Source organism: Flammeovirga aprica JL-4 (assembly GCF_012844305.1).
In the GTDB taxonomy this organism is placed as follows: domain Bacteria; phylum Bacteroidota; class Bacteroidia; order Cytophagales; family Flammeovirgaceae; genus Flammeovirga; species Flammeovirga aprica.
On sequence record NZ_JABANE010000081.1, the window covers coordinates 1 to 12,167 of the forward strand.

At 34.3% G+C, this 12,167-nt stretch carries 11 protein-coding genes; 6 read left to right on the top strand and 5 right to left on the bottom strand.

Annotated features, from left to right (window positions below):
• Positions 1–145: 145 nt before the first annotated feature.
• Entirely contained in the window at positions 146–1,654 is a 1,509-nt protein-coding gene (locus HHU12_RS23470) for a hypothetical protein (RefSeq protein WP_169659181.1), read from the bottom strand.
• Between the two features lie 734 nt (positions 1,655–2,388).
• Between HHU12_RS23470 and HHU12_RS23475 the strand changes: the two genes are divergently transcribed.
• Positions 2,389–3,291 carry a bestrophin family protein gene (locus HHU12_RS23475; protein WP_169659182.1) on the top strand — a complete coding sequence of 301 codons (903 nt, stop codon included), beginning with the start codon at positions 2,389–2,391 and terminating at the stop codon, positions 3,289–3,291.
• 78 nt (positions 3,292–3,369) lie between these two features.
• Positions 3,370–4,128, top strand: coding sequence for a 3'(2'),5'-bisphosphate nucleotidase CysQ (gene cysQ / locus HHU12_RS23480; protein ID WP_169659183.1), 759 nt, complete (start codon positions 3,370–3,372; stop codon positions 4,126–4,128).
• A 67-nt stretch (positions 4,129–4,195) separates the two neighbouring features.
• Here the strand turns inward: cysQ and HHU12_RS23485 are convergent, their stop codons facing one another.
• Positions 4,196–5,083 (bottom strand): lysophospholipid acyltransferase family protein, encoded by an 888-nt coding sequence (locus HHU12_RS23485; RefSeq protein WP_169659184.1) that lies wholly within the window; start codon positions 5,081–5,083, stop codon positions 4,196–4,198.
• A gap of 235 nt (positions 5,084–5,318) precedes the next feature.
• Between HHU12_RS23485 and HHU12_RS23490 the strand changes: the two genes are divergently transcribed.
• The 4 genes from HHU12_RS23490 (at position 5,319) to HHU12_RS23505 (ending at position 10,088) form a co-directional block, all read left to right on the top strand.
• Entirely contained in the window at positions 5,319–6,212 is an 894-nt protein-coding gene (locus HHU12_RS23490) for a Dyp-type peroxidase (RefSeq protein WP_169659185.1), read from the top strand.
• A gap of 149 nt (positions 6,213–6,361) precedes the next feature.
• Positions 6,362–6,625, top strand: coding sequence for a rhodanese-like domain-containing protein (locus HHU12_RS23495; protein WP_169659186.1), 264 nt, complete (start codon positions 6,362–6,364; stop codon positions 6,623–6,625).
• Between the two features lie 377 nt (positions 6,626–7,002).
• Positions 7,003–9,054, top strand: a complete 2,052-nt coding sequence (locus tag HHU12_RS23500; RefSeq protein WP_169659187.1) for a hypothetical protein — start codon at positions 7,003–7,005, stop codon at positions 9,052–9,054.
• Between the two features lie 158 nt (positions 9,055–9,212).
• Positions 9,213–10,088: a MaoC/PaaZ C-terminal domain-containing protein gene (locus HHU12_RS23505; RefSeq protein WP_169659188.1), complete on the top strand. Its 876-nt coding sequence runs from the start codon at positions 9,213–9,215 to the stop codon at positions 10,086–10,088.
• Positions 10,089–10,109: 21 nt separating this feature from the next.
• Here the strand turns inward: HHU12_RS23505 and HHU12_RS23510 are convergent, their stop codons facing one another.
• Genes HHU12_RS23510 through HHU12_RS23520 form a run of 3 tightly spaced genes read right to left on the bottom strand, consistent with a single transcriptional unit; the run spans position 10,110 to position 12,051 of the window.
• Positions 10,110–11,189 (bottom strand): SpoIIE family protein phosphatase, encoded by a 1,080-nt coding sequence (locus HHU12_RS23510; RefSeq protein ID WP_169659189.1) that lies wholly within the window; start codon positions 11,187–11,189, stop codon positions 10,110–10,112.
• Between the two features lie 16 nt (positions 11,190–11,205).
• Positions 11,206–11,802, bottom strand: coding sequence for a DsrE/DsrF/DrsH-like family protein (locus HHU12_RS23515; protein WP_169659190.1), 597 nt, complete (start codon positions 11,800–11,802; stop codon positions 11,206–11,208).
• Between the two features lie 12 nt (positions 11,803–11,814).
• Positions 11,815–12,051, bottom strand: a complete 237-nt coding sequence (locus tag HHU12_RS23520; RefSeq protein ID WP_169659191.1) for a sulfurtransferase TusA family protein — start codon at positions 12,049–12,051, stop codon at positions 11,815–11,817.
• Positions 12,052–12,167: the final 116 nt, after the last annotated feature.

The following is a 12,167-nucleotide window of genomic DNA, read 5'->3' on the forward strand; positions in this document are numbered from 1 at the left end:
TAGATATGTCAAACAATCTAATCTAGCTTTGTTGATTTTGATCTGTGAATTTATTTTTTCAAACAATTTCGTATATTCGTGTTGACTCTCCATAATTGATAAATTTTGTATGTCGAAATTCAAATTTAATCAATTTCATGGAGAGTCATTTTTTTGTCATATACTTAGAATATTCATAATCCGGATTTCTACCCCATGTAGTTTCCACAACCTGTATATAAGTAGAATTAGTGACCACAGTAGGAGCTCTGAATTTCATAACCGCATAACCGCCGTTTCCACCTAAAGAAGCAAATAGTTTAGGTTTTTGTCTAAGGTCAGCTATATCAGCATTGGCAGAATTTTGTCTTTGATCTCTATTTACATCAGGAGGTGTATCATCTATGTTAACTTCAGATCTGTAATTAGGACGGTAAAGTTTCATTTCTGCTAAATTCCAGTGCTCATGGAACCAAGCGTTATCATTGGCTCCCCCAACGTTTCTGATCACTCTGTCTGTCACCAAACCATCCGTTCCACTCAGTCCTTCAAGGTCGAAAACCTGTGTGCAAGCCATATCACCTGCAGATGTTCTTGTAAAGCTTTTTCCTTTATCAATAGTTTCTTGAGAAAAAGTAATACTTGGAGAAACAATCAATTCCCCATCAAGGGAATAAACTTTAAATGAATTTCTACCCGCCGTGGAAACAATCACGTGATTATCTCCCATTAATGCAGCACCAGTTACTTTTTTATCAATATCGAATAAATATTCTCCTTGTACTTTCGGTTTACCATTAGTACCCATCCCAATTTTTACTTTAATAGCCGCACCTCCATAAGCACGGGTAAAAGTAATCAGATGTTCCTCTTCAAAACCTCCTGTTTCCTGACTGCTTTGTGTGAAAGTAATATCTCCTCCTTTAAATTTCAATTTACTATCAGGTGTAAAAGAAGCTGAGGTTTGATCATTGCTGAAATAATCATTTCTGAGCATATCCAGATCATCCTCCTCTCCTTCAGCAATAACGACATCTGTAGCGGCAACTCTTAAGTAGTTTTTAGTAGTTAGGTATTCCATAGAAGAGGATTGTAATGCAGTAAAATCCCACCATGATCTAGTGTCAGAGGTAAAATTAATTGCCTTATACTTTCCATTCTCCTCAATTGCCGGTACTACCTCAAAGAAGCCACCAGCGATAAAAAGACGTCCTTTTCTGTCAAAATCAACTTGTGTGATTCCCACTTTCTTTCCGGTATTGACAATCCCTTTTCCATTTGCTTTTCGAAGCTTAAAGCTTATTTCATTACCAGTGGAAGGTTGATAAAAGAATACCTTTCCATCATTCATTCCTTTTTTATTACTTCCATTATTGACAATAACCAGTGTCTCTCCATCAGGTGAAACTGTCATGTGAGAATGTCCATGGAATGCTTTCAGATGATTCAGAACTGTAGTAGTTCCCAAGCCTTGAAAATCATATTTTACCTCATAAAGATCAGAAATACCGTTTTTATTGTTCAAAAGATAAACTTTCTGACTGAAAGGCATTCTTATGTTGGATTGTTCTCCATTACTTTGATAAGGAGTGATTTGATGTTCGTTGATTTTGGTTTGACAGGCAAAACCAATCAGCAACAAGGTGAAAATACCCAGCTTAAATAGCTTGTTCATGATGATTTAAATTAAAAGAGAAATTATAGTTTATAAGGTACAGATAGGGTTAGCTCATAATCTTCATTTCGTCGACTTTATAAATCAGATAAATACATGAAGGACATGGTAGGACTTGTGAGGAAGAACCAAGAATTCACATCAAATACTTTTTATTTCAGCATGTTTGAATTTTTCATTTTACGAGTGAAAATTTACCATTTTAGGTTGTGAGAGAATTTATTTCAGCGAAAATAATAGTGACTGAAACCAGTAAACGCACGTTCTAAATGGATATTTTTTACTAAAACAGATATTTCAAACAAGCTCTTAATAAACTAGCCCGGTATAAGTACAGTTACAGAATTTAAAATATAGCGTAATTCAGAATGAGTTTTAAAGTATAGAAATTATAACAATAGAATAGTACTGTATATCAGTAAATTAGTGAATTTTATCCTATTATTTAAATCCTTTTCTATCATCTGAAAGTACACTTTGTTAAGTGCATTGATATACTTTTAGTTAGCTGTAATTCGGTGTTTTTCTATTATGTTAATTCAAGCTTTTTGGTGTAAGAATATTGATTGAAAAAAAGAATTTGTTGAATTATTTAGTTTAAAAAGGAAAAAACTTCTAGTCATTACATGAGATAAAATATTTCTTTCTTTTTTTTGAATGTATTATGCTATTTTAAATGAATAGTTTAAAAACATACCAATACTTTTTATTTCAGAATTACATTATATATTTAGATGGTAACAAGACTATATATCCCTTGGAATAGGTTAGTTAGTGATTTATGGTTTTCGGCCCTGATTATCACCATTTACATGCTATTTCTCTCCATTTTAGATGACGAGCACCTATTAAACAATCTAAGTCTGCCTTTAGGTATAATCACAGTACCGGGTACAGCAATCTCTTTATTATTAGCATTCAGAACCAATTCTTCCTATCAAAGATGGTGGGAGGCAAGGATGGTTTGGGGTGCAATTGTCAATGATAGCAGATCATGGGTGCGGCAACTAATGACCTTTGTGAAAACAGATCCCAAAACTAGAGATATTGTGGTAGAGATGTCCTTCCGGCAGGCCGCTTGGTGCTATACGCTTGCAAGGCATTTGAGAAAACAAGATACTCTAAAAGACATTGGACATCTAGTGACTAAAAACGAGATGCCCAAACTCATGAAAAGCAAAAACGTTCCCAATGCATTACTTTTCACTCAAGGGAAGATGTTGAGAGACCTCTATAAAAATGGTTATCTTGATACGTATCAACTAGTACAGCTTGATGAAACTTTAAGCAAGTTGACGGATTCCATGGGAAAATGCGAGAGAATTAAAAATACAGTCTTCCCTTCAATGTATACATTGTTATTAGAAATACTTATTTACTTATTTATCTTTTCTGTGCCTTATGGTTTAGTGGAGACAAACGGTTTAGTTTTGCTTGTAACAAGTTTGACATTGGCATTAGCATTTTTGGTGATTGAAAGAATCGCTACCTACTTACAAGACCCTTTTGAAGACAAGTCATCTGACACCCCAATGCTCACACTTTCGAGAACGATTGAGATCAATATTAAAGATGAATTAGGAAATGTTCCATTGCCTGAACCAATTAAACCTGCTCGTCCTCATGTTCTGATGTAAAATAATTTGTTTTATCTCCATTGTTAGCCTTATTTTTGATGTCAGAAATAAATAATAAATTAAACAATAACAATTACGATGGATTTAGAGAAATTATCGGAAGAATTGATTCAGATTGCTGTTGATGCAGGTAGAGCAATTTTGGAGATATATAAACAAGAAGATTTAGGGGTAGAAGTAAAGTCAGATAATTCACCTTTAACATTAGCAGATAAAGCTTCACATGAAGTGATCATGAAAGGATTGTCTAAATTTGATTACCCAATTTTATCGGAAGAGGGTAAAGAAATGTCTTATGATGAAAGAAAAGACTGGGAAACGTATTGGTGCGTAGATCCATTAGACGGTACAAAAGAGTTTATCAATAGAAATGGAGAGTTTACTGTAAATATTGCTCTGATCTCTAATAAGAAACCTGTTTTAGGCGTGATCTATGTTCCTGTAAAAGATGTTATTTATATAGGTATTGATGGAGTAGGAGCTAAAAAAGGAGAAAATGGTATCCTTGATCCAATCAACGTAGAATGGAAAGCTTCTGACAGAGTGGCTGTAAGATCTAAGTCACATGCAAATCCGGCAGAAGAAGAAATCTTAGAGAAATATCAAGTAACAGATGCAATGTCTGTGGGTAGTTCTTTAAAATTCTGTATGGTAGCGGAAGGTAAAGCTGATGTTTATTATAGACATGGACCAACAATGGAGTGGGATACTGCGGCAGGACAAGCTGTAGTGGAAGCTGCAGGCGGTACTGTTTATGTAGGCAACACAGAAGATGAAGAATTTAAATACAATAAAGAAAACTTGCTGAATGGCAGTTTCCTAGTATTGGGTAAATAATTTACTTAGTGCCTCATAAAAAAACTCCTTGAATTTCATACTAAGATCAAGGAGTTTTTTTATGTCTCTATGCATAAGTGGTTTCCATAATTACCTCTTCAGGTCTTCTGGTTCTTTTCCATCTTTTATGCGTCCATAACCAATACTGAGGATTCTTGATGATATCCTTTTCTAAAATACGGTTATGTTTGACCGTAATTTCACCATGAGGTTCTAACAGTGGTTTATCCGTCACTAACTCAAAGTTAACTTTATAATATCCTCTTTTCGTTTTAGTAATTCGAGTATAGATTACAACCATATCGTTTTCCTTTGCATATTTTTCAGGACCGAAAAAGCAAGCGGTTTCTTGATTGAGGAAATTCATCCAAATCACATTCTTACTATAGGTAGGTGATTGATCTGCACCGAAAATTAAACCGAAAGGCTTTTCATGTTTTTTACTGAAGAATTCTTTTGCATAATCCTTTTGTATCATTTGTAGGCCAAACTGACTTCTTGATTCTGCAATTCTATTATTAAAGAACTCATTACTGAGTTTAGAAAATAAGCAACTTACCTCTCTGCCGGCCCATCCTGTAGCGGTAGTGGCAGCATATTCATAATTATTATAGTGGCCTCCAACAATACAGATATTGCGGTCTTTGTATTTTTCAATAAGATCTAAGTCTTCATACACACATCTTTCAAAGATTTCTTCTCTTTTGATGTTGAATACTTTGAAGCTTTCGCAAATGATATCACATAAATGCTTGTAAAACTCACTTTCGATGTGTTTTAACTCTGCTTTTGATTTCTCTGGGAAAGAATTTCTTAAGTTTTCACTTACTACAGAAGTACGGTATCTTAGTAATTTATAGAAGATAAAATAAAGTACATCTGAGAAAATATAAAGTAGCCTGAATGGAAGCAACGTTATAGGTAAAATGAAAATATTATAGATTAATTTAGTCAAAACTTAGTAGTTTATAATGTTATATAGTTGTTGTTGCACTAATGCAAGATAACGAAAAAAAGTATCACTCACCTTCAATCCAAGATTTTGCTATTAAATGGTTATTAATATTAGTATTATTTATGATTAAATTCTGTTCCCTAAAGTTATTTTATAATCATAATCACCATAAAAAGCTGAAGTGATGTCTTATCTTTGAAAAAATAATCTACAATATTAATCAAAACACACCGAAATGCCTACTTATCAGGAAGGTATCTTTATAGAAGATGCGAATAATTTTAATGTCTCAGAATACAAATTAGTTGAGAATGACATTGCTAAAATTAAAAAATCAATCAGCTCTATTTTAAATGAAAAGTCTGATAATGTTTATGTTGTAATTTCCTTCGGGAAAGAGTTGTGGTCTATGTTGTCTGATCTTGAATTAGATAATTTTAAAGATTTTGCCACACTGCAAGGGAAAAATGGACATCAGATGCCATCCACTCAAAACGATCTTTATTTTAGAGTATTGGGTAAGGATCAATCCCTTGTTTTGGATCAAACAATTCGTATTGAAGAGGCTTTAAAGGGTACTTTTGAAGTAGTACTTTCAGAAAATGGGTTTGTATACAAAGACTATAGAGATTTGACAGGATTTGTAGATGGATCAGCAAACCCAAAAGAGGAGAAGAAATATCCTGCTGCTTTGATACCTGAGAATGAGAATGGAGGAAATGGAAGCTTTGTATTTCATCAGAAATGGGTGCATGATTTAGAGAAATTTAATCAGTTGCCTGTAAGCGTTCAGGAAAAAATCATTGGTAGAACGAAGCAGGAAAGTATTGAATTGGAAGGAGATGATATGCCGGAGAACTCTCATGTTTCTAGAACGGATGCTAAGCATGATGGTGTTGCTATGAAAATCTGGAGAAGATCATTCCCTTACGGTTCTGCTGTAGAAAGAGGTTTATTCTTTATTGCTTATACTTGTGACCCTTTCCGTGTAGACATTCAATTGGATCGAATGCTAGGAAATACTGAAGACGGTGTTTCAGATAGAATCATGGAATTTTCAACTGCTGTTTCTGGCGGTTACTCTTTTGCTCCTTCAGTTGAGGAATTAAATAAGGCGTTAAAGGTTTAGTTTAAATCGTAATATTCAGTACTTTATGTAATTGAGGGCTATTATTAGTGAACCATTTGTAATGTGATATTTGTTACAGTTGTGTTCTTTATTACTCGTTATTTTTGTGAGTAGTTAAATAAATAAGTTTTCAATTAAATAAAAATACAATGGATATCAATCAATTAATAGCAGATGGAGCAAAGATACTTGATGTTAGATCAGAGGCAGAATTTAACGAAGGACATATAGAGGGTTCTGTAAATATATCAGTCAATGAAATTCAATCAAGAATAGAAGAAGTGAAGCAGTTAGGTTCACCATTGATTGTTTGTTGTCTTTCTGGTGGAAGAGCCGGAGTGGCAAAAGCATTAATTGAAGCGGCAGGAGTCAAGCAGGTATATAATGCCGGTGGCTGGGAAAGTCTTCTGTAGTCTATTGTAAATCTGAATATTATAAAAATAATAGGAGGGATGAATATTAAGCATGTAAAGTTTAATATTTATCCCTCTTTTTTTTGAAAGTAGAAAACTCTTATAGATATTTACTCTGCTCTTTTTTAATTACAAAAGGATGCATTTGGAATGTGTGACTCCAATGCAATACCATGAAATGATATTTTTTACAGACTACTTACTTCATTTATTTATGACTAGCTTTTTATTAAGCATTTTAAAAATCTTGAAAAATAATTTTCGAATATATTTTATCATTTGTCTGAATGGTAAAATAGCGCAATCGATTGTATAAAGCACACTTCCCATACTACTTATTAAGATTACTTATTATTTACTTACTTATTTACATTTCTATGAAACAGATATTAACGACTACTTATTTTCTGCTACTATTTCATATGTCCTTTTCTTTGGCGCAAACTGCCCCTTCGCTAGGTTCGGGTACAACTGCAGATCCCTATCAAATCAGTGACTATGAGCATTTGTTGTTCATAGGCCAAAATGAAAGCTATTGGAAAGATCATTATGTTTTAACGGCCGATATTGATGCATCTCCTTCTGCAACACCCGCAAAAGCGTACACGCCAATAGGAAGAGATGGATCTTCATTTAAAGGAAGTTTAAACGGCAACAATTTTACAATATCCAATTTGACGATCTCACTTCCTACAACAGATTATGTGGGTATGTTCGGGAATATTAATGAGAGCACATCCTTCATCAATAACCTCGTACTGGAAGATTTTGATATTGAAGGCCAATATTTCACAGGTGCCTTGGTAGGGAGAATGGCAGTTTCTGATTATGTAAGCAATATCACATTAAAAAGTTCAGCAACAGGTACGGCGCAGGTAAAAGGCGTTGGTACAGTTGGAGGAATGATAGGTCAGCACAGGCTCGGTAATATTACAAATATTACAGTAGAAGCGATTAAGGTCGAATCTGATGGAGACAACAACGTAGGCGGGCTTGCAGGTGTGACTTGGAATGAAGGAGGGACCCGATCTATCTCAAATATATTCGTTGACAATACAGAAATCACGTCAAATGCGAACCGTGCAGGAGGTGTAATTGGCAGGGCAACGAAAGAAACTATTGTTACGGATGTTGAGGTGAATAATCTTGTCATTAATGCGGTTTCTTATGCTGGAGGAGTAATGGGACAGGCTATTGAAAGTACATCTATTACAACTGCAGTCCTCGAAAATATTAATATCAATGTGACATCACATGCTGGAGGGGTTATAGGACAATGTCAAGCCACCAATACCTCTAACGTTGTAGTGAAAACCCTAGATATTGTGGCAGAAGATCGTTGTGCCGGCGGAATTGTGGGTAAGAATGATGAAGCAAGTACTGTGCAATACGCCATGGCTTCTGGTAAAATAAAAGGAAAAGATAGAGTAGGAGGCATTGTAGGAGATAATAATAATGGCAGTTCTATTGCTAAAACAAATGCTATTATGGAATTGATTTTACAGACAGATGCAGATCGTTTGGGCGGAATTGTCGGAGGAAATTTTTCATTATCAACCGTAACAGCTTCATATGCTGTCTCAACAGTAACCGATGTTGGAAATTTGATTGTTGATGGAAGGCTTGGTGGAGTTGCAGGGTCGGATAATAGAACGGATGGAGGAATTACAGATACTTATTTTGATCAAAGTTCAGGTTATATGAATGAAACTGAACTAGGAATCGATATTTATGATATTACTTTAAAACCACAGGATGGTATCAATCCTATTTCAACATTAGATTTTGAGCTACTGAGTAATTTTAATAATTTCTCAACGGATGATTGGGTTATCGCTACACTAACAGAATATGATCCCTATCCTCGTCCTTATTCTGCAAAAATTGAAAATGTAAGTGCTGACCTTCCTGTAGAGTTGATTGCTTTTTATGGAGAAGTTGAAGGAGATAAGTTAAATATAAAATGGATTACAGCTACTGAATTAAATAATGATTTTTTCCTTTTGGAATACTCTTATGATCAAAAAAAATGGGAGAGAATCACAGAAATAGAAGGCAACGGAAGTACTCAATTACGTTCATATTATGAATACCAAGACAGCAAGTCCAATTATGGATCGGATAAAATATTTTACCGCTTAAAGCAAGTGGATTTTGATGGGAACTACACGTTTTACTATTTGGAATTGAACCTCAATCAATCCAATAATGTCACTAGAATTTATCCGACGATCACAGATGATATTGTTAATATAATTCGAACAGATAATAGTACTGTTTCTGTTTTTAATCAATTAGGGAAAGAATATACAGCTCAAGTGGGCATAGAAGTAGAGCAAAATCTAACACAATTATCACTTTCACAGTTACCAAAAGGGTGGTATTTCATTAAAACATACAATACCGTCAAAAGGGTTTATCGAAAATAAATTTTAAGATTTTTAAAGATGGGGTTGAGTAAATGCTTAACCCTTTCTTTTTGCAAAGTTCTTTCAAACTTTAAATGTTCAATTAATCTATTAATTTTGTCCTAGTACTTATGAAGGCAGTAATTCTGATTTTAAATAGGACGTTTTAATTTTTATATATGAAAGTCTCCAAAAAATTTCTTTTACAACAAGGTCCTATGCTTTATGTAGTGGGCAGAACTTTTTTTCAAACTGTATTACCATTCCTTAAAAAGAACACTGGAGTAAAACCTGGTCTTCAAACTAAAACGGTAGTGCCACCTACTAAAGAATTACAGGAAGCTTATAAAAAATGGGCAGGTGCAGAAGAGGGGAGATATGATGGATTACCTCCTCATATGTTGTGTCAATTTGCACTTTCGTTTGGGTTGAATGTCCTAAACCAGTTGAAATACCCTTTAGCCAAAATCATAAACCAAGGGGTTGAAATCAAGAATTATCAAGCACTTTCAGGAAATCATAAAATAGATTTAAAAACGGAAATCCTCAGTATTGAAGAGGAGAATGGAAGGGCAAAAGTCAGGCAGAAAATGATGATTTTTGAGAAGGAACAATTGTGCATTGAAGTACTGTTATTCGTTTCATTTATTATTGGTAAAAAGGAAAAATCAAACACATCGAGATCTGAAAAAGATACATTGACTTATAAATCAATAGGGGAATGGTCAGTTGATAAAAATGCGGGTTTTGAATTTGGTGTGCTAACAGGAGACCTTAATCCACTGCACTGGGTAGATTTTATTGCGAAAGCAACACCTTTCAAAGGAATTATTTTACATGGTTTCGGAATGTATGCTAAAGTATATGAAATGATTCAAAACAGCTTGAATACCAATCTTAAAATGATGGGAGTGAAATTTATAAAGCCTGTAAAATTGCCTAGCAGAGACTTAGAAGTGAAAGTTTCAAATGAAAAAGATGAGCAAGGAAACTTTGCCTTAGAGTTGTTAGATAAAGATGGAAATAAATTGATGGTAGGTTCTTTTAATTATTAGAAGAACCTACCGTTCATATTCTTAAGAAATTTCTAGACCTGTAATAATAATATCATCAATCTGAGGCTCATCTTCCATCCATTCCGTTAGGAAATCTTCCAATAGACTTTGGTGTTGGAAAAGCGGTTTTGATTGAATGGTATTAAGGAATCGAATTAAGTTTTTAGAACCTAACTTTTTGTTTCTAGGTCCACCAAACTGATCCGTCACACCATCAGAGAAGAAATAATAACGGTCACCAATTTTTCGGTCAAAAACCTTATTGGTGAAAACTTTCTGCTCTACAGAATTATCACCAACAGTATATCGATCTCCTTTTACCACCTCTAGCTCGCCATAATCAGAACTTCTGTAGTAGGTTCTTTTGGCGCTGGAAATTGTAACCGTTTTATTTTGGTAATCTTCAGAAAAGATAACCATATCCACACTGTCTCTGTTGCTATTTTCCCCTTCTTGTTTTAGCAGAGTGATGATAGCTTCATCAATCTTTTCATTGAGCACTTTGGGGTCTACAATTTTTTGCTCTACCACAAAACGATCCAGTAAAGTGATAGTGATAAGTGTCATAAAAGCCCCCGGAACACCATGTCCTGTACAATCCGCAACAACAAAAATATTATGATTACCAATTTTCTTACTCCAGTAAAAGTCCCCACCCACTAGATCCTTAGGTGTGAATATTTTGAAGTATTTAGAGAGGTTATTGCGAAGCGTTTCAGAAGAAGGAAAAATACTTCTCTGAATATTCTGTGCATAATGAATGCTGCTCAAAACCTTCTCATGAGCTCTTCTGATGATATCAGCCTGAAGCTTATGATTCTGTAAATTCTGATTCAAGGTTTGTGCAATATTCAACTGTTCATTGATCATGGACAGTTCTTCTAAATGCTCGCTTAATTCTTCATTTTGTTGCTGGATTTCATTTTTTTGATCAATGATTCGATCTTGAGCATCTTCAAGGTCCATAAAAAGTTCGGCAATACGGACGTTAGCGTCTGCAAGAGAAGTTTCGCTCTCCTTCAGTCGTTTTATTTCCTCGTCTTTAGCGCTGAGTTGCTTTTCAAGTTCCTTGATTTTATTTTGTAGGTCATCAACTTTCATATGAAAGTATTCAAGTTTAAAAAGTAAGTGTGATGTTTGATTCAGAAGCTTCTTCAATGTATAAAGCTACTCCTCCAAAATCAACATCTTTGCGTATTTCGTCAGTGGTGATTCCCATCATGCCCATTGTCATCTGACAGGCAATCAGTTTTGCACCCATATCAACAGAAAGATCAATAAGGTCAGGAAGTGTTTCGATGTTATTTTCTTTCATCATCATTTTCATCATGCTAGTACCAACTCCCATCATATTCAATCTTGAAATTGTGGTAGATTTAGGAGTGCTTGGTAACATCATGGTGATCATTTTTTCTTTGATGTTTTTTCCTTTATAAATCGACTTTTCTTTTAGAGCATTAATACCCCACAAAGTAAAAAATAAAGTGACATCCATTCCAAAACTTGCAGCACCATTTGCAATAATAAATGCAGGTATTACTTTGTCTAATTCAAAGCTTGTCACAAGCATAGTTATCTTTTCATTCTCTTTCACTTGCACAGTGCTGAGCTGATGTTGAATGCTTTCTAACTCTTTTTGAAATGCTAAGGTCTTTTCGTTTACTTTTTCTTCTACAAGAGCATCTATATATTCTTTAAGTTTTTGGTCTTCCATGATCTATAAAAGTTATTTAGTTTTTTCTATAAGAGCAACTCTATTTTTCCCTTCTTCTGTATATGAAATTAAAAGATGTCCTGTTTTTCTAATCCATGCTTCAACATCCGCTTTGAAAGCAGGGTCTGTGGCAGTCACCTTTAACTGCTCATTTATTTCCATGGTTCTTATCGTCTTTGCAATTTTTACAATTGGCATTGGACAGTTCAGGTTTTTGCAGTCCAAGTCATGCTGTTTTACTTCTTCCATAGTTCGAGTGAGTCTAATTTCTTAAACAATTAAAAAGTAGCGTTCATTTTGAAATATAAGAAAAATACAAAAGATAATTCTAAAACAGCTACTCTTTTGTGGAGTAGCTGTTTAAT